A 17,303-nucleotide genomic window follows, 5' to 3' on the forward strand; every position below is an offset into this window, starting at 1 on the left:
ATCCATTTGCCCGCATAATGACCAGCAGGTGGCGGATGAAAAGAAAAAACCCGAGGTCTGGACCTCGGGTTTCTCTTGTTTATGCGGTTGGCTCCGGCTCCATCCCACCTTCGGGCGGAGACTTTTTGGGTTTGGTCTTAGGAATGGCCGTGACGCTGGGCGCGCTGCCCTGATCCGGGCTGTCGCCCTCGTCATCGCCTTCGGTCGGCGCATCGCCATTCATGACCCGCTTGATCTCGTCGCCGGTCAGGGTTTCGTATTCCAACAGGCCCTGCGCCAGGCGCTCCCATTCCTCACTCTTGTCGGTCAGGATCTGGTGGGCGCGCTCATAGCCCTGTTGGATCAGGCGCTTCACCTCTTCCTCGATCAGCTCTTTGGTATGGGCAGAGACCGAGAAACCAGCGGTGTTGCCCGAATACCCCTCATGGGCTTCGGCATAGTCGATATTGCCGACCTTGTCCGACATACCCCAGCGCATCACCATGGCGCGCGCCAGTTGGCTGGCCTGCATGATGTCACCCGCCGGGCCGTTCGAGACATGGTCTTCGCCATATTTGATGACTTCGGCCGCTTTGCCCGCCATGGTCATGGCCAGCTTTTGCTCACACTCATCACGGTGATAGTTCAGGCGATCCATTTCCGGCAGCGAGACAACCATACCCAGCGCGCCACCGCGCGGAATGATCGTTGCCTTGTAAACCGGGTCGCACATCGGCAGTTCCAGACCAACAACGGCGTGGCCGGCCTCGTGATACGCGGTCTTTTCCTTCTGATCCTGGGTCAGCACCATCGAGCGGCGCTCAGCCCCCATCATCACCTTGTCCTTGGCGTTCTCGAAGTCCTCCATGGTGACAAAGCGGCGGCCCACACGGGCGGCCATCAGCGCGGCCTCGTTCACAAGGTTCGCCAGATCGGCACCCGAAAAGCCCGGAGTACCTCGCGCGATGATGCGCAGGTCAACATCAGGGCCCAGAGGCGTCTTGCGCGCATGCACGCCCAAGATCTTCTCGCGGCCTTTGATGTCGGGGTTCCCAACAGTCACGTTCCGGTCGAAACGGCCGGGACGCAGCAGAGCCGGGTCCAGAACGTCTTTGCGGTTGGTCGCGGCCAAAATGATCACACCTTCGTTGGCCTCAAACCCGTCCATCTCGACCAGCAATTGGTTGAGGGTCTGCTCGCGCTCATCATTACCACCGCCATAGCCGGCACCACGATGGCGACCAACAGCGTCAATTTCGTCGATAAACACGATACAAGGCGCGTTCTTTTTGGCTTGCTCGAACATGTCACGGACACGGCTCGCACCGACACCCACGAACATCTCAACGAAGTCAGAGCCTGAGATGGTGAAGAACGGCACGCCCGCCTCACCCGCAATCGCACGGGCCAGCAGCGTTTTACCAGTACCCGGAGGGCCAACCAGCAAAGCGCCCTTCGGGATCTTACCGCCGAGGCGCGAGAATTTCTGCGGGTTGCGCAGGAACTCGACGATCTCTTCCAACTCTTCCTTGGCTTCGTCGATGCCAGCAACGTCATCAAAGGTCACGCGGCCGTGCTTTTCGGTCAGCATCTTGGCCTTGGATTTGCCAAAACCCATCGCGCCGCCTTTGCCGCCACCCTGCATCCGGTTCATGAAGTAGACCCAAACGCCGATCAGCAGCAGGAAGGGCAGCAGAGTGATCAGGAAAGATTGGAAGCCTGATTGCTGCTGCTTGACCGCTTCGACCGGGATCTGTTCGTCGATCAACAGTTTCGTGACCTCGGCGTCACCGGGTTTGATCGTGGTGTAATTCGCGCCGCTTTGTGTCGTGTAGCGAATTTGCTCACCATCCAGCGTGACGTTCTTGACCTCACCGCTTTGAACGGCGCTGACAAAGTCGGAATAGGTGCGTTCATTGCCCTGAAGTGTCCCGCCCGGTCCGCTGAACAGGTTGAACAGTGCAAGGATCAGCAGGAACAGAACGACCCAGAAGGCGATATTACGAGCGTTGCCCAAGGAAATTCTCCTAAAAGATTTCGGCAGACAAGGACCTGCCGGGTTGCTTCTTAAAATAGAGAGGATTGGCTGAGGTTCAATGCGATAAAAAAGATGCGTGAAACTCAGGCCAAGCAGGGGCCAGATCAGCGCGCCAGCCATTGGCGAATCCGGCTAGGGGTGCGGCCTCAAGAGTGTCGCCTCTCCAAACCGCTGGGGACGCTTGCAAAGCAAGCCGTGGACGCCCCGTGGCACGCCAGTCCGGCAATATCTGCAGCCCGTTTTCACCCAAAGCCCGAATCTCGGTCCCCGGAATATCGGGGCCGGACAGCACCCAGCGCGCGTCCCATGTACCCGTGATTTTCGCGGTCAGGTCGTCAACCGCGTTGAATTCCCTGCAGATCCACTGTTTTTCCGCCTTAGAAAACAGCAAACAGCCCCCAATTGCGCCAGAACCCCCATTCAGAATAGCCTGCAACGCCTGATCCACAGTCGATTGGCGCGGCGGATAGCCGGGGCCTGCGATCCATGAAACAGCGCCGACCAGAACCCGTCGGCGGATTTCTTCGGGCAGCGCGGCAAAGCCGTCGCGATCCAGCACAACGGACCCGGCATCGACAGTGGCAACCCGTTGGGCGGAGTCCTGCGCATAGCGTTCCAGCGCCTCACGCGCTTGTGTGAGGTTGTCGGCGACGCGCGTCAGGGTTTCGGCCGAAATACCAAGCGGCTTTAGATCAGACATGGCTTGCCGCGCCTTGATCCGGTCAAAGCGGGTGTCCTGATTCGAGGGGTCCTCGACCCACTGCGCGCCGATCTCGGTCAAATAGGACCGCAGCCTGTCTCGAGTGATCCCTAGCATAGGGCGCAACAGGTCGATCCCATCGTGGGTTCGACTGCTTGGCATACCCGACAGTCCCGTCACCCCGGCCGAACGGGCCAGTCGCATAAGAAGTGTTTCGGCCTGATCATCCGCCGTATGACCCAACGCAATCGCGCTGATGTCGTTGCGCTTTGCCCACTCAGTCAGCAAGGCATACCGCGCCTGCCGGGCGTGATCTTGCAGATTGCCTGCACCGTCCCACCCCTGCCAATGCAAGGTATCATGAGGCATACCCAGCGTGGCGGCCTGTTTTGCAACCGTTCGGGCCTCATCCGCCGACTCGGCGCGCAAACCGTGGTCGACCGTGGCGGCGAACAGTTCCACCCCCTCATCCGACGCAATGCGGTGCAAAAGGTGCATCAGGGCAACCGAGTCCCCTCCGCCCGAGACCGCGATGCCCAGACGCTCCGGCAAACGTTCAGGCAACCGGGCGCGCAGATCGGATGTCAGTGTGTCGAGTGGCGGGGTCAAGAACACCCCAAGGAGGCCATTTCCTGCACCGCACTTGAGGCTTGACCCGAGGACGGGAAGCGCACGCCAACCTCGGACAAGGTGATGCAGGCTTGATCGGTCTGGCCCAAACGGCCCAAAGCTGCGCCAAGTTCGAACAGAGCTTCGGGCGCCACGGCACCTTCGGAATCTCCGGTGAAGCTGGCGAGGAATGCACGCGCGGCCTCGCGCGTATCCCCGAGCCCTTCGAGCGCTTTACCGCGGTTCAAATGCGCCTCGGGTGCAAGCGGGCTACCGGGATATGAAGTGTCAAATTGTGCGAACATCGTGGCAGCAGTCTGGAAATCACCATCGGCCAGCGCCTGCGACGCATCGTCAAAATCCGCTCGCTCGCCAACGGCCAGCTCGCCCTGGTCCGAAGTGTTCGGCTCCGTCGGCGCGGGTGTTACCGCAGCGGTGGATTCCCCTTCACCACCCAAAGTCGAGGTCTCACCCAGTGTCGATAGATCGCCGCCTTCCAGCTCAACCAGACGGAACTCAAGATCGCCGATCCGGTTGGTGCCGTCGGTCACGATGTTCTGGACACGCTGGTTCAGTTGCTCGGTCTGACGGGTCAGGCGCTGCAGCTCGGCCTCTATCGCATCGACCCGTTCAAGGATCGAGCTTCCGGACAGGTTCGGCGCGGGAGAGCCGGTGGTCGAAAACTCACGCTTAAGGCGCTGTATCTCGACATGAAGCACCGTCAGCTCCTGCCGGATATCCGCCAGGGTCTGCTGATCCTGTGCTTGCGCCACGCCCGCTGTTGCCACAACTGCGGCCAGAACACATCCTGCAACTCTCATCGTCTTACCCCAAGGTTGAACCGGTCAGCACCGTCACCGCACGGCGGTTTTTGGAATAGCAGTCCTCGGTGCTGCAAATCTCGATCGGGCGTTCCTTGCCAAAGCTGACGGTCGTCAGACGGTTGCCCGCCACGCCACGCGAAATCAGGTATTCGCGCGCCGCATTAGCCCGACGTGCGCCCAGCGCAAGGTTGTACTCCCGCGTGCCCTGCTCATCCGCGTGACCTTCGATGGTTGCCACGTAATCCGGGTTGGCCAGCAACCATTCCGCCTGCCCTTGCAGAACCGTCTGCGCCTGCGGCGATAGAGTGGACTGATCGACCGCGAACAAAACACGATCCCCGACCGTCTGCTGGAAATACGCGGGCGAGCGCGGATCACTAGGAGAACCCGCGACGATCGAGCCGCTACCACCTGCGCCGCTGCCACCCAAAGCCGAAGGATCATTGTTTGTACAGGCCGCGACCACGCTCAGCGCGCCCAAGGCCAGGATTTTGCCCAATACGTTCATCTCAAGTGCCTCGTTGTTTTGTTTGTTGCCGCCTGTCTATCACAGCGACTGTTTCTTGTGAACTTTGCCGCGCATTGGCGGCGATCAATTCTGCAATGGCCCCCAGGACGGGTCGCTGCCGCCATCCGGCGTGCGCACGGGGCGCAGGTTTCGACCCGAGATATCCACGGAATAGAGCGTCGCCCGACCGCTTGCGCCCTGTGTTTCGCGGGTGAACATGATGACGCGGCCGTTTGGCGACCACGTCGGGCCTTCGTCGAGGAAGGACGATGTTAGCAGGCGTTCCTCGCTGCCGTCGGTGCGCATTACGCCGATATGGAACCGACCTTTGTTCTGCTTGGTGAAGGCAATCAGATCACCACGCGGCGACCAGACCGGGGTACCATACCGTCCCTGACCAAAGCTGATCCGCGTCGCCTCACCCCCGTTGGCGGGCATGACATATAGCTGCGGCGTGCCTGAACGGTCGCTTTCAAATACGATCTGGCTGCCATCCGGCGAATAGCTGGGCGCGGTTTCGATCGCAGGCGTGTTGGTCAGGCGTGTACTCTGACCCGAGGCCAGATCCATCCGCCACAGATCGGTGTTGCCACCCTGAATCAGCGAATACACAATCGACCGCCCGTCCGGCGAAAAACGCGGAGAAAAGCTCATAGTGCCGTCCTGGGTCCGCAGCTCGCGCCGCTGCACACGACCGACATCCAGAATATAGATCCGCGGGCTACCGCTTTCGTAGCTGGTATAGAGCAGTTGCTCGCCAGTCGGGGAAAAGCGCGGGGCCAGAACGATGGCAGCGCTATCCGTCATGTACTGAACGTTGGCCCCATCATAATCCATGATTGCCAAACGCTTGAGGCGCTGGTTCTTCGGGCCGCTTTCTGAAACGAACGCAACGCGACTATCAAAATAGGCGCCTTCACCGGTGATACGGCTGTAAACCTGATCTGCAACTTTATGCGCCATGCGCCGCCAGCCATCCGTGGTGCCCGCCAGCTGCAGACCGTTCCCAAGCTCTTGTCCAGAAAACACGTCCCAGACCCGGAACCGAACCGTCAGCCGCTTGCCCGAGACATTCACCGCCCCTGTCACCAAAGCCTGCGCGTTGATCGCTTTCCAGTCGGCAAACTGGACCGGAGCGTCAAAGCTGCTGACTCGGCTGATGAATGCGTCCGAGGAGATTTCGCGGAACAACCCCGTTCCGGTCAGATCCGCCGCAACAACACGCGAGATATCGTTAGCGAACTGCGTCGCCGCCGGGCCGTCGGGCACGAAGTTGGGAACTGCAAAGGGCATCGGCTCGATGATGCCTTCGTCGATTTCCAACCGCAGGGGGCTGTTCTGAGCGTAAACCGGAGCTGACACCAAGGTCAGCCCAAGAAAGAGGCTGGTCAGAAGTTTCATCATTTGATCCGCATCCTCTCGGGATTGAATGTAATCTCAATATCCTGCCAGTGATCGTATTTGTCAGCAGGCAGATCATATCCACGCGCGCCACAGCGCAAAATTGCGCGTCGGGCCGCCTGATAGGCTTGATTTTCGGCACCCGAAGCACCGCCAGAGCTGTTCAGCAACCGAATGCTCTCGCTGATAATCGTGCCATCACGATTGAGCGAGAACGCAACCGTCACCACCACGTTCAGCGCATCGGTCGACAGCGATCCGACATTCCAGCACCGCGATACGGCAACGCGCATCGCGTCCTTTTCACCGCTGGTCAGCGGTGGGCCGGAGGGTTCAGTTCCACCCGCCAATGCCTCGGACAATGCGTCATTGATGGCGTCGCTATTGTCCGGCGCAGGCGTTGGTGTGGGGGTTTCCGGGGCCGGTTCCGGGGTTTCCGCGACCTCAGGCGCGGGTTCAGGGCGGTTGGGCCGCACACGCGGACGTGGCGAGGTCAGAGGTGCTGGCTCGTCGGTCTCTTCGGCCTCAGTCACGATCTCGGGCGCGGCTTCTTCAGGGGCCGTCTGATCTTGTTGCTCTTGCTGCGTCTTAGCGCCCTCGTCCAGTGAGACCGGGGGCGTTTCCACCTCATCCGGTTCAGCCTCGGGCGGAGGCGGCGCGATGGCCTCGGGGGCGACACGCTCAGCCGGGCTGGGTTGGGCTTCAGGTCCCGGCGGCACCGGCAAGGCGGCCGTTTCCGGTTCCATCAATGTCGGAGGTTCTTCGGGCAACTCAGGTTCAGGCGGAACCTCGACCGTTTCGGGGATAGTTTCGGGCTCCGGCTCTGCGGGCGTCACGGGCTCGGGGCGCGGCTGTTCTTCCGGGGTCACCTCAGGGGTGCTGACCTCAGGCTCTGGCGCCTCGGGTTGCTCCAGAGTACCCGGAGACTCCGGCAGCTCAGGCGCATCGCGCTGCGCGGTGAGCGCTGCGAATTGCTCAGCCGAAATCACGGAAACATCCTGCACTTGTGTCGGCAGCGGCTCGGACCGGAAGGTGCCGCCGAACAACGCCCAGCCGATCAGGCTGACATGCGCAATCGCTGAAATCTTGGTGCCGGTATCCACCGCGCGACCCCACCTTTACCCATCGTCCAGCGTCGGCCCGCCGGTATCCGTCACCAGACCCACATTCGAAAACCCGCCCGCATTCAACGCGCCCATAACCTGCATCACCTGCGCGTAGGGGATCGCCCCATCCGCCCGCAGGAAGACACGATCACTGCTGCGTTCTGCCGCGATGGCGCGCAGCCGTCCAATCAGCTCTTCGCGCGCGATGTCCGTAGTCTGGATCTGAATACGGCCATCGGCGGTCAGCGTGACGGTCAGCGGTTCCTCACTATCGCCAGGCAAAGCGCTTGCGGCAGTCTTGGGCAGATCGACCGGCACACCAACGGTCAGCAGAGGTGCTGCGACCATGAAGATGATCAAGAGCACCAGCATGACGTCGACAAACGGCGTGACGTTGATCTCAGCCATAGGCTGAGCGCGACCGCGCCGCCGTCCGCGCCTGCGTCCGTTCCCGCCCGAGCTTTGCTGAACCGCCGCACCCATCGCTTAGCTGTCCAACTGGCGCGACAGGATGGTGGCGAATTCATCGGCAAAGGCCTCATAGCCTCCAACGATCCGGTCACTATCCGCGCTAAGCTTGTTGTAGAAAATCACCGCCGGGATCGCGGCCAACAGCCCCAAACCAGTAGCCAACAGCGCCTCGGCAATGCCGGGGGCAACAACGGCAAGGTTGGTATTCTGCTGCTCGGCAATCTCGATAAAGGCGTTCATGATGCCCCAGACTGTGCCGAACAGACCAATGAACGGAGCGGTTGAGCCGACGGTCGCCAGGATCGGCAGACCTTTCTGCAGTGTCTCCGCCTCTTTCGCGATTGCCACATCCATGGACCGGTCGATCCGAGCCGTCGCCCCGGCGATCAAACCGCCATCCGTACGGTGCGACCTGCGCCATTCGATCATGCCGGCCGCAAAAATCTTCTCGGAACTGCCATCGGGCTGCGAGCCGATCTGCTCAAACAACTCATCCAGAGGGTTCCCGGACCAAAAACTCTCATCAAATTTCTGCGCCTCACGCCGGGCCGCACGGTAGTTGATGAGTTTCTGGATAATGATGCCCCAGGACCAGATCGACGCCGCGATCAACATCAGCATCACCAGTTTTACGATAAAGGTCGCGCGGGAATACAGCCCCCACATGGAGAAATCGATCTCCTGCGCCAGCGCCAGCGTTTCAGCTTCCATGAACCTGCTCTTTTTTGCCTGATGGCCGTTTGTTTGGCCTTGTTTTGCCAAACGCTAACGCAGTTGGGGTTGAAAAGCCAACAGAACCACCCCCGGCTGCGAAAATGTTACATCAATGCGCGAATCTCTGCCGGGAGGCGGATCGGCTTTCCGTCTTTGTTGATGCAAACCGCCGTGACCGAAGCGCGGAAAATATCGGTATCACCCCGTTTCACCAGTTGCGCCATGGTCAGGCGCACGCCGGAAATCTCGGTCACTTCTGTTTCGACGATCAATTCGTCATCAAACTTGGCGGGCGACAGGTAGTCCGCCTCGACCCGCCGTACGACCCAAACGATCCCCTCATCCCGCATAGCATTCTGGTCATTGCCCAAACGGCGCACCCAGTCCGAGCGCGCCCGTTCGATATAACGCAGGTAGTTCGCGTGATAGACGACACCGCCCATGTCGGTATCCTCATAGTAAACGCGAACCGGAAAGATGTGCTTCATTGCGGCGGCTCCAACCGGGCAAACAGGCGTAGCGCGTGCGAGGCGTCCTGCGCCGCCCCCGGCAAGATCGGATCGTAAGCGGCCCGGATCAGGCCTGCAATATCCGGGCGCAGGATCGTCGCCTCACCCGCCACAGCCAGAGGCGATTGCTTTCGAAACGCCGTATCCGACCAGAGCAGAATGGTCTGCACCACTTGACTGAGCGCCAGAGTCTCGGCCGGGACTTTGGACAATTCTTTATCCATGCGCAGAAACACAAAGGCTGCGCGGATCGCGCCATCTTCTTCGAACCGGAAGATGCGGTACTGATTGGCATCCGCCGCAACCAGACGCTCTACCAAAGGTGCCAGATCGGGGACAAGACGATCCAGATCCGGAACCTCCAGCAGTTCCTGCCAGTCACGGAAAAAAAAGACCATGCAATTGGCACCCAGCTCTGGGTCCGTTTCGGCCATCTTGTGACCGGCCAGTGTCACCACCGCCTCGAACGCGCCTTTGACGGTTGCCAGCGTCTCATCCTCGACACCGAAAACGATCGGTACGATAGGGCGACCCCACCGCGCAAACAGGAACTCTCCGCTTTCGCGCGTAAACAGCGCCTCGATCTCGTCCGGTGTCACGCCCAGCCTTTCATCTTTTTAAAAATGCTCTCACTGAAGGCTTAAAATCTCTGGGTGCTGCCTTCAACCAAACAGATCGCTCTGACCCTTTGGTGCCGCCATGCCCAAATGCGTCCACGCCTTCTGCGCCAGCATCCGCCCGCGTGGCGTGCGTTGTATCAGTCCTTGCTGCAGCAAATATGGTTCGATCACTTCCTCAAGCGAGTCGCGACTTTCCGACAAGGCCGCCGACATCGTCTCAATCCCAACAGGACCACCGCCATAGTTCTCTGCGACCAGTTTCAGATACCGGCGATCGGCTCCGTCCAACCCGAGATGGTCCACGCCCAAGCGTGTCAGCGCGCCATCGGCCAATTCTCGTGTAATCCGCCCGTCGCCTTCGACGATAGCAAAGTCCACCACTCGCCTCAGCAAACGGCCTGCGATCCGAGGCGTCCCACGCGACCGGCGCGCAATCTCACGCGCGCCGTCATCATCCGCAGGCGCACCCAGTTTGCGCGCGTTGCGGGTAACGATCTCGTGCAACTCATCGACCGTGTAGAACTGCAACCGGGTCGGGATACCAAAACGGTCGCGCAGCGGCGTGGTCAACAGGCCCATCCGCGTGGTGGCTCCAACCAGCGTAAACGGCTGCAACTCAATTCGAACAGTTCGCGCCGCTGGACCTTCGCCAATCACCAGATCGAGTTCGAAATCCTCCATCGCAGGATAGAGAACTTCCTCAACCGCCGGGTTCAAGCGATGGATTTCGTCAATAAACAACACATCCCGCGCTTCCAGATTGGTCAGGATCGCTGCCAAGTCGCCCGCCTTCGCCAGAACCGGACCAGAGGTCATACGGAAGTTCACGCCCAACTCGCGCGCCATGATCTGCGCCAACGTGGTTTTCCCCAAACCCGGGGGACCATGGAACAGCGTATGATCCATCGCCTCACCGCGCTGCTTGGCGGATTGGATGAAGATGCGCAGGTTTGCACGCACCTCGGCCTGACCGATGAACTCATCCAGCCCCTGCGGACGAAGGGCACGGTCATTGTCCTCTGGCAGAGGGTCCGGCCGCAGCGTAGGATCGGCGTCTACCATTCAATCACCCTTTCGGAGCCAGCAGCTTGAGCGCCGCGCGGATCAATTCAGCCTCACCCGCGTCGGGCAGATTGGCAGCCGCCTCCGCCACGGCCGAGGCCGCCTCGGATGGGCCATACCCCAGATTCGACAAGGCCGACAACGCCCCCGCCGAGGCCGCCGCCGACCCCGAGGCCGGTTTTGCGGTCCGTTTCGATGCTGGCTGCGGCTCGACGGTTTCAACAACTTCCAACGCTGGGCCGTCCATCGCCTCGGTCACGGTGCCGCCCATCGCCATAACGCCCGGAGCCTTGTCCTTCAGGTCCAGCACGATGCGCTGAGCGGTCTTCGGACCGACCCCCTTGGCAGCCTTCACCGCGCCCCAATCGCCCAGAGCAATCGCGCGGCTTACCCCATCCGGTCCCAACGCGCTGAGAATGGCCAGCGAGACCTTGGCCCCAACGCCCTGAACCGAACACAGCAGTCGATGCCATTCCTTCTCGATCAAGGAGAGAAACCCGTAAAGCTGCATCAGATCTTCACGCACGACCATGTCAGTATAAATTGAGACCGCCTCACCCACGCCCGGCAACGCAGCCATGGTCCGGTCAGAGCAGTAGACGATGTAGCCCACGCCCCGCACGTCGATCAGGATGTGGTCTGCGGCGCGGTAGTCCAGACGCCCTGTCAGTTTGCCGATCATGCCCTCACCTCTTTCACACGCGGCTGTTGTGTCTTGCCGTAATACGCATGACAGATCGCGATCGCCAATGCATCCGCCGCATCCGCACCCTTGGGCAAACACCCTGGCAGCTGCAGCTTGACCATGTGCAGGACCTGCTCTTTCTCGGCATGCCCAACGCCAACGACGGTTTTCTTGACCCGGTTCGGAGCGTATTCCCCCACAGGCAGCCCGGCCTGCGCCAGCGTCAGCAAGGCCACGCCACGCGCCTGACCGAGTTTGAGCGTCCCGGCACCATCCTTGTTCACGAAAGTCTGCTCAATCGCAGCTTGGTCGGGCCTGTATTCGGCGATGACCTCGACAATCTGATTGTGCAGAGAAAGCAGTCGCTCACCCAGATCATCCCCGTCAGATTTGCACAAACCGTTCGAAACGTGGCTCAACCGACTGCCATTTGATTCGATGACGCCCCATCCCATGGTCCTAAGACCCGGATCAATGCCCAGAATTCGCATGCTTCGCCTCAGCCCGCTCGGGTTTTGTGATCTTTTTTCAACGGATAGCACGAAGCGTGAACATTTTCCAAGCGAATTGACCCTAAGTCTGAAAACGACACGGCAATCCTGCGCGCGACACAAAGGGCGGTTTGCGACTTCGGAAAGTCTGAAATCGACACTTTTATGAACCCGTTTTAACCATGTTTTTAAGGTGCCTACAGAATCAGCAAGCGTTGCAAAAACTGCATAGGACACATGCAAAAAACGCTATTGCGCGGGCAAATCTTCGACACTAGATGCCGCTCAGATCGCAAGATCAAATGTTCACACAAACCAGAAGGAAACAGGATATGGCTGCACTGGACTCGACCCGCATCGCCACCACTGGCTCATTCGGCCTCGTTGGCCGTATCGGCGCATTTTTCACATCGGTTGCACATGCCGCCGTCGATTGGAATGACGCCCGCGTAACACGCAACGTGCTGACCGGTCTGAGCGACCGCGAACTGGATGATATCGGCCTGTGCCGCGGCGACATCGACGTGATCGCCGAAGGCCGCCGGTAAAACGACCCCCTCACGATACGCCCCTTTCTCCTCCCTGTAGGGGCGCAAAGAAACACCGCGAGCCGAAAGGCCGCGGTGTTTTCTGTTTCAGCTTGTGCTTAGTAGAGAACTTTGTTGAGCTGAACCGAGAGGAACTGTGAAACCGGGTCGATCTGCATGATCCAAGCGCCTGCCTGTTCGACTTGGGTGCCTTCTTTCAGGCTGTCGATGCGGTATTGATATCCTGAGGGGCCAAGGCTGGACAAAAGAAACGCCTTGAAGGCAAAAACCGCAAGCAGGGTAAACACCAATACTTTAGCCGGAACCGCTGAGCGAACCCTTTGCGGCTTCATCACCACCAAGCCATCTTTGCGCATCGTTGCGCGATAGCCTTTGCTGAGCTTCGAGTGCTTCTTGTTCAGACGCTGAACGCGCTGATCAAATTCCAGTTGTTTTCCCGCCATGGCAGCCTCCACAAAACCGCCCCCCATCAAAATGATTAAAAAAGGGTAAGCATAGATTGCGACAAAAACGTGGCGCGACTCTAGAAAACTCCTGTAAATGGCCCTGATTTAGCCCTGTTTACTTAAGATTAGCGTCGTCCATTCACCAATCTCACCTCGATGATGCAGATTGAAGCCATTCTGGGAATAAACATTCACCACATCATCGGCCTGTTCGTTCAGGATTCCCGACAGGATTGCATAGCCCTCCGCCCGCAGATTCGCCGAGATTTCCGGCGACAGAGCGACCAGCGGACCCTTCAGGATGTTGGCGAAAATCAAATCATAGGGCGCGTGCGCGTTCAGGTCCGGGTGATCGAAGCCAGCGGCCTCGACACAGTGAACCTGGCCGTACATGCCATTGGCCTTCAGGTTCGCTTCGGCCACATCTACGGCAACTTGATCAATATCACTGGCGATGATGTCGCCTTCCCAGACACGCGCAGCCGCCATGGCCAGCACGGCAGTCCCACACCCGATATCGGCAACCTTGCTGGCCGAGAACCCTTCGTCCAGCAACTGATCCAGCGCCGTTAGACAGCCCAGAGTGGTTCCGTGGTGGCCGGTACCAAAGGCCATCGCGGCCTCGATCAACAGAGGGATACGGCCTTCGGGCAGTTTGTCGGCGTCGTGGCTGCCATAGACAAAGAAACGGCCCGCCTCGACAGGGGCCAGTTCACGGCGCACATGGGCGACCCAATCGGTTTCGGGCAGCTCGGACACCACAAAGGGCTTGGCCTCAAAGGCCGCGGCCAGTACGGCCAGCGCCGTCTCATCGGGGGCTTCGGTGAAGTACCCGCCAACCTCCCACAGGCCCGAGCCATCTTCGACCTCAAATACTCCAACGCCAGTGGGTTCGGGATCCAGACGCTCCATCGCTTCGCCAAGGCCTTCGGCGGGTTTCTTGCCGGTCAGCGTGGTAAGAGCGGTGAATGTGGGCATGGAGGCCTCCTGTCTGGGTCAGGACAGCGCCTAGGGCGTGGGCCCGCCAAGGTCAAGCTCTTGCGCCTATTCGGCGGGTGCCGGCGCGTATTTGGTCAGGATCGTCTCATTGCCCGGCTCAGGATGGCGCGGGATCAACAGAGACAGAGCAAGCGAGATCATCGCCATCGCCGCCGCCAGCGCAAACACTGCGCCGGGTGAGGCCACCCAAAGCAACCCAAGCAGCGCGGGCAGGAACACGGCCGCGATATGGTTGATGGTGAACGCCACAGCGGCCGTTGGTGCGATATCGGCGGGATCGGCGATTTTCTGGAAATAGGTCTTCAGAGCCAAAGCCAGCGCGAACAGTACATGGTCGATCACATAGAGTGTCGCGGCTAAAACCACGCCCCACCCAAACCAGTAGATGCCACCATAGGCTGCGAAAACGATGGCCAGCCCGGCATATTCGAAGATCAGCGTCCGACGTTCACCAAATTTGGACACCGCTTTGCCCAGCATCGGAGCCGCGGCCATATTGATCACGAGGTTGATCAGATACAGGCTGGTGAGTTCGTGCACCTCGAACCCGAATTTCTCGACCATCATGAATCCCGCAAACACCACAAAGATCTGACGGCGCGCGCCCGCCATGAATTGGAGCGCGTAATACAGCCAGTAGCGTTTGCGCAGGATCAGCTTTTTGGTCTGCGGCGTCGGCGCGTCGAATTGCGGATAGGCCAGCAGGCAAAACAGAGCCAAAAGCGCCGTCGCACCGCCTGCCATCATGAAGACGAAGTTGTAGGACAGGTCGAACCGATCCCATGTCAGGACGATCAGCCCATAGACCACTGCCGTCGCCGCCGAGCCCATTGCCACAAGCCATCCCAGAATCTGCGGTGCTCGGTCCTTTGGCAGCCATTGCAACTGCAGCGACTGGTTGACAGTCTCGTAGTAGTGAAAGCCGATCGAGCTGAAGAGTGTTACGAACAACAGCCCGCCAAGGCTTGGGAACCACGCAGTCACCGCCGTCGCCACACCCAGCATCATCAGCGAGATCATGGCCAGCACCTGTTCGCGCACAAAGATGATCACAGCGATCACGCCGACGGCCAGAAAACCCGGTATTTCCCGCACCGTGTGCAGCAAGCCGATATCCGCGCCATCGAAATTCGCCACTTCGATGACGAAGTTGTTCAACAGCGCGCTCCACCCATTGAACGCGATGGGCATAGTCAGCGCCATCATGAACAGCAGCGTGATCGGGCGACGCCAGAACGGCAGGCTTTGCGCCTCGGAAAGTGGAATGGGTTTCAACATGCGACTCCCTCTACGCCGATTTTTGCGCTTTGGCGAGAGGAGAGATCCCGCCGCACATCCGCTCTGCGCCTGTGCAGAGGTCAGTAGAAGTTCTGCGGGTCGATATCGACCGTCAGGCGGATATCCCCTTTCAGGCGTAGCGGCGCGATCCAGCGGGCGATGGCGTCCTGAATGGGGGCGCCCTTGGGGGCCTTGACCAAAAGGCGCACGCGATGCCTGCCTCGGATGCGGGCAATCGGTGCCGGGGCCGGACCAAAGACCTGACCTCCAATCTCACGCAACGGCGCATCATTGCGCGCCATCGCGTTGCCGATATCAAAGACCGGAGCGACCTCGGGACCAGAGAGCACGATCCCGGCCATGCGCCCATAGGGCGGCACACCAGCGGCTTGGCGACTGGCAGCCTCGGCCTTCCAGAAGCCTTCCTCATCACCCGACAGAATGGCCCGGATGACCGGATGCTCGGGCTGAAATGTCTGCAACAACGCCTGCCCTGGCTTATCCGCGCGCCCCGCACGCCCCGCCACCTGTCGCATCAGTTGGAACGTCCGCTCAGCCGCGCGCAAATCCGCGCCATGCAGGCTGAGATCGGCATCAATGACCCCCACCAGCGTCAGCTTGGGAAAGTTGTGCCCCTTGGCCACCAGCTGCGTGCCGATGACGATATCTGCATCGCCCTCGGCAATTTCCTCGATCTTGGCTTTCAGCGCGCGGGCCGAGCCGAACAGGTCGGAGCTGAGCATCGCGATCTTGGCCTTGGGGAAAGTCGCCTCGGCCTCTTCCGCCAGCCGTTCGATCCCCGGTCCGACCGGGGCCAGTTTCCCTTCGACCCCGCAAGAGGGGCACGTATCTGGCATTGGCTTGGTCTCGCCGCATTGATGGCACATCAGGCGCTTGAGGAATCGGTGCTCTACCATCCGCGCGTCGCAGTGATCGCAGGCGATCTGTTCCCCACAAGCCCGGCACAGTGTCACCGGTGCGTAGCCCCGGCGGTTGATGAACAGCAGTGACTGTTCACCCTTTTCGATCCGTTGCCGCACTGCCTGCCGCAAGGACGGAGAAATCCATGTCCCGGTCTGCATTTGCTCGGCCCGCATGTCGATCGGCTTCATCTCGGGCAGCACCGCCGCCCCGAAACGTGAGGTCAGGTCCAGCCGCTCATATTTGCCCGCCTCGGCATTGGCCCAGCTTTCCAACGAGGGCGTCGCGCTGGTCAGAATCACTCGCCCGCCACAAATGGCCGAGCGCAAAACCGCCATGTCCCGCGCGCTGTAGTGTACACCGTCTTCCTGTTTGTACGAGGTATCGTGTTCCTCATCGACCACAACCAAGCCCAAATCACGGAATGGCAGGAACAGGGCCGAGCGCGCGCCCACCACCAGTTGCGCATCACCCTGCCCGACCATCCGCCAGACCCGGCGGCGTTCGGTCATCGTGGCCCCTGAGTGCCACTCGGCCGGACGGGCACCAAACCGGGCCTCGACGCGGGTCAGGAATTCTGCGGTCAGTGCAATTTCGGGCAGAAGAACCAGAGCCTGCCGCCCCATGCGCAGTGCTTCGGCGACGGCATCAAGATAGACCTCAGTCTTGCCCGAACCTGTCACACCCTTCAACAGCGTTGTACCGTAGTTGCCCGTCCGCTGGCCCGCCTGCAGCCGCACCACGGCCGCCGCCTGATCCTCGGTCAGGTCTTTGCCGGGCAACTCGGGATCGAGAAAGGGATATGGCAAATCGCGCGGGCTGTCCTCTTCCCGAACAGCGCCCAGTTTAACCAAGCCTTTGACGACAGAGGTGGTTACCCCGGCCTGCTCGGCTAGTTCCTTCAAGGTGAAGGCCAGCCCGCCATATTCTTTCAACACCTCAAGCACCCGGGTGCGTGCATCGGTCATCCGGTCCGGTTCAGACGTACCCAACCGGTAGACCTTGCGCATCGAGGGCGGATCCCCCAAGCCCGGCGCGCGAGTCGCAAGCCGCAGCATCGCAGGCATCGGAGTCAGCGTGTAGTCCGCTACCTTTCCCAGAAACACCCGCATCTCGTCGCGCATGGGCGCTACCTCTAACACCCGGATTACGGACCGCGCCTTGGCCAGATCGAACCCGCCCTGCCCCGGCCCCCAGACCACGCCCAGCACCTTGCGCGGCCCCAATGGAACCTCGACAAACGCACCCAGAAAGCACCCGCCCTCGGGCGCTTTGTAGTCCAACGTCCGGTCCAGAGGCTGCGTGGTCAACACCGCAACCAGCTCTCCTTCGTCGAAAAATCCGTTAGCGCTCACAGCATATCCTATGCAGGGGGTTCCAGCAGGGGTCTCTTT

General features: G+C 60.3%; 18 protein-coding genes. 1 reads left to right on the forward strand and 17 read right to left on the reverse strand.

Features of this window, described 5'->3' with window-relative positions; genetic code table 11:
• Window positions 1-79 precede the first annotated feature (79 nt).
• The 13 genes from ftsH to ruvC form a co-directional block, all read right to left on the reverse strand.
• Window positions 80-1,996, reverse strand: a complete 1,917-nt coding sequence (ftsH, locus tag ACR0C3_RS13590; RefSeq protein ID WP_170639309.1) for an ATP-dependent zinc metalloprotease FtsH — start codon at window positions 1,994-1,996, stop codon at window positions 80-82.
• A gap of 76 nt (window positions 1,997-2,072) precedes the next feature.
• Window positions 2,073-3,332: a tRNA lysidine(34) synthetase TilS gene (gene tilS / locus ACR0C3_RS13595; RefSeq protein WP_480758911.1), complete on the reverse strand. Its 1,260-nt coding sequence runs from the start codon at window positions 3,330-3,332 to the stop codon at window positions 2,073-2,075.
• Window positions 3,323-4,147, reverse strand: coding sequence for a tol-pal system protein YbgF (gene ybgF, locus ACR0C3_RS13600; protein ID WP_480758912.1), 825 nt, complete (start codon window positions 4,145-4,147; stop codon window positions 3,323-3,325). Before ybgF ends, tilS begins: the two co-directional genes overlap by 10 nt.
• Before the next feature lie 4 nt (window positions 4,148-4,151).
• Window positions 4,152-4,658: a peptidoglycan-associated lipoprotein Pal gene (gene pal / locus ACR0C3_RS13605; protein WP_170462258.1), complete on the reverse strand. Its 507-nt coding sequence runs from the start codon at window positions 4,656-4,658 to the stop codon at window positions 4,152-4,154.
• A gap of 84 nt (window positions 4,659-4,742) precedes the next feature.
• A complete protein-coding gene (gene tolB / locus ACR0C3_RS13610; protein WP_480758913.1) occupies window positions 4,743-6,062 on the reverse strand; it encodes a Tol-Pal system beta propeller repeat protein TolB in 1,320 nt (439 codons plus the stop codon).
• Window positions 6,059-7,162, reverse strand: a complete 1,104-nt coding sequence (locus tag ACR0C3_RS13615) for an energy transducer TonB (RefSeq protein WP_480758914.1) — start codon at window positions 7,160-7,162, stop codon at window positions 6,059-6,061. Before ACR0C3_RS13615 ends, tolB begins: the two co-directional genes overlap by 4 nt.
• A 15-nt stretch (window positions 7,163-7,177) precedes the next feature.
• Window positions 7,178-7,648, reverse strand: a complete 471-nt coding sequence (gene tolR / locus ACR0C3_RS13620) for a protein TolR (RefSeq protein WP_170472004.1) — start codon at window positions 7,646-7,648, stop codon at window positions 7,178-7,180.
• Between the two features lie 3 nt (window positions 7,649-7,651).
• Window positions 7,652-8,347, reverse strand: coding sequence for a protein TolQ (gene tolQ, locus ACR0C3_RS13625; RefSeq protein ID WP_480758916.1), 696 nt, complete (start codon window positions 8,345-8,347; stop codon window positions 7,652-7,654).
• Window positions 8,348-8,454: 107 nt separating this feature from the next.
• Entirely contained in the window at window positions 8,455-8,838 is a 384-nt protein-coding gene (ybgC, locus tag ACR0C3_RS13630) for a tol-pal system-associated acyl-CoA thioesterase (protein ID WP_480758917.1), read from the reverse strand.
• On the reverse strand, window positions 8,835-9,458 hold the full coding sequence (locus tag ACR0C3_RS13635) for a hypothetical protein (protein WP_480758919.1): 624 nt from the start codon (window positions 9,456-9,458) through the stop codon (window positions 8,835-8,837). Before ACR0C3_RS13635 ends, ybgC begins: the two co-directional genes overlap by 4 nt.
• Window positions 9,459-9,521: 63 nt before the next feature.
• Window positions 9,522-10,541 carry a Holliday junction branch migration DNA helicase RuvB gene (gene ruvB, locus ACR0C3_RS13640; protein ID WP_480758920.1) on the reverse strand — a complete coding sequence of 340 codons (1,020 nt, stop codon included), beginning with the start codon at window positions 10,539-10,541 and terminating at the stop codon, window positions 9,522-9,524.
• 4 nt (window positions 10,542-10,545) lie between these two features.
• Complete coding sequence (gene ruvA / locus ACR0C3_RS13645; RefSeq protein WP_480758921.1) at window positions 10,546-11,223, reverse strand: Holliday junction branch migration protein RuvA; 678 nt, start codon at window positions 11,221-11,223, stop codon at window positions 10,546-10,548.
• Window positions 11,220-11,717 (reverse strand): crossover junction endodeoxyribonuclease RuvC, encoded by a 498-nt coding sequence (gene ruvC / locus ACR0C3_RS13650; protein WP_480758922.1) that lies wholly within the window; start codon window positions 11,715-11,717, stop codon window positions 11,220-11,222. Before ruvC ends, ruvA begins: the two co-directional genes overlap by 4 nt.
• A gap of 332 nt (window positions 11,718-12,049) precedes the next feature.
• Here ruvC and ACR0C3_RS13655 point away from each other — a divergent pair, with 332 nt between their 5' ends.
• Entirely contained in the window at window positions 12,050-12,265 is a 216-nt protein-coding gene (locus ACR0C3_RS13655; RefSeq protein ID WP_170472013.1) for a DUF1127 domain-containing protein, read from the forward strand.
• 98 nt (window positions 12,266-12,363) lie between these two features.
• On the opposite strand, the gene ACR0C3_RS13660 is transcribed toward ACR0C3_RS13655, so the two are convergent.
• The 4 genes from ACR0C3_RS13660 to ACR0C3_RS13675 all read right to left on the reverse strand — a co-directional run bounded on the left by ACR0C3_RS13660 (window position 12,364) and on the right by ACR0C3_RS13675 (window position 17,264).
• A complete protein-coding gene (locus ACR0C3_RS13660; RefSeq protein ID WP_170472014.1) occupies window positions 12,364-12,708 on the reverse strand; it encodes a hypothetical protein in 345 nt (114 codons plus the stop codon).
• A 108-nt stretch (window positions 12,709-12,816) separates the two neighbouring features.
• Window positions 12,817-13,689 carry a 50S ribosomal protein L11 methyltransferase gene (locus ACR0C3_RS13665; RefSeq protein ID WP_170766257.1) on the reverse strand — a complete coding sequence of 291 codons (873 nt, stop codon included), beginning with the start codon at window positions 13,687-13,689 and terminating at the stop codon, window positions 12,817-12,819.
• A gap of 66 nt (window positions 13,690-13,755) precedes the next feature.
• Complete coding sequence (locus tag ACR0C3_RS13670; RefSeq protein WP_170766259.1) at window positions 13,756-14,988, reverse strand: MFS transporter; 1,233 nt, start codon at window positions 14,986-14,988, stop codon at window positions 13,756-13,758.
• Between the two features lie 80 nt (window positions 14,989-15,068).
• The gene (locus tag ACR0C3_RS13675; protein ID WP_480758923.1) at window positions 15,069-17,264 is read right to left on the reverse strand and encodes a primosomal protein N'; all 2,196 of its coding nucleotides are present in this window, start codon (window positions 17,262-17,264) and stop codon (window positions 15,069-15,071) included.
• Between the last annotated feature and the right edge of the window lie 39 nt (window positions 17,265-17,303).

The sequence above is a fragment of the Ruegeria sp. CK3 genome (assembly GCF_056536565.1).

Excerpts from the sequence above, each read along its gene's own strand:
- ybgF (WP_480758912.1), bottom strand. The coding sequence starts at position 4,147 with ATGAGAGTTGCAGGATGTGTTCTGGCCGCAGTTGTGGCAACAGCGGGC.
- pal (WP_170462258.1), bottom strand. The coding sequence starts at position 4,658 with ATGAACGTATTGGGCAAAATCCTGGCCTTGGGCGCGCTGAGCGTGGTC.
- tolB (WP_480758913.1), bottom strand. The coding sequence starts at position 6,062 with ATGATGAAACTTCTGACCAGCCTCTTTCTTGGGCTGACCTTGGTGTCA.
- tolR (WP_170472004.1), bottom strand. The coding sequence starts at position 7,648 with ATGGGTGCGGCGGTTCAGCAAAGCTCGGGCGGGAACGGACGCAGGCGC.
- tolQ (WP_480758916.1), bottom strand. The coding sequence starts at position 8,347 with ATGGAAGCTGAAACGCTGGCGCTGGCGCAGGAGATCGATTTCTCCATG.
- ybgC (WP_480758917.1), bottom strand. The coding sequence starts at position 8,838 with ATGAAGCACATCTTTCCGGTTCGCGTTTACTATGAGGATACCGACATG.
- ruvB (WP_480758920.1), bottom strand. The coding sequence starts at position 10,541 with ATGGTAGACGCCGATCCTACGCTGCGGCCGGACCCTCTGCCAGAGGAC.
- ruvA (WP_480758921.1), bottom strand. The coding sequence starts at position 11,223 with ATGATCGGCAAACTGACAGGGCGTCTGGACTACCGCGCCGCAGACCAC.
- ruvC (WP_480758922.1), bottom strand. The coding sequence starts at position 11,717 with ATGCGAATTCTGGGCATTGATCCGGGTCTTAGGACCATGGGATGGGGC.
- ACR0C3_RS13655 (WP_170472013.1), top strand. The coding sequence starts at position 12,050 with ATGGCTGCACTGGACTCGACCCGCATCGCCACCACTGGCTCATTCGGC.
- ACR0C3_RS13660 (WP_170472014.1), bottom strand. The coding sequence starts at position 12,708 with ATGGCGGGAAAACAACTGGAATTTGATCAGCGCGTTCAGCGTCTGAAC.
- ACR0C3_RS13665 (WP_170766257.1), bottom strand. The coding sequence starts at position 13,689 with ATGCCCACATTCACCGCTCTTACCACGCTGACCGGCAAGAAACCCGCC.
- ACR0C3_RS13670 (WP_170766259.1), bottom strand. The coding sequence starts at position 14,988 with ATGTTGAAACCCATTCCACTTTCCGAGGCGCAAAGCCTGCCGTTCTGG.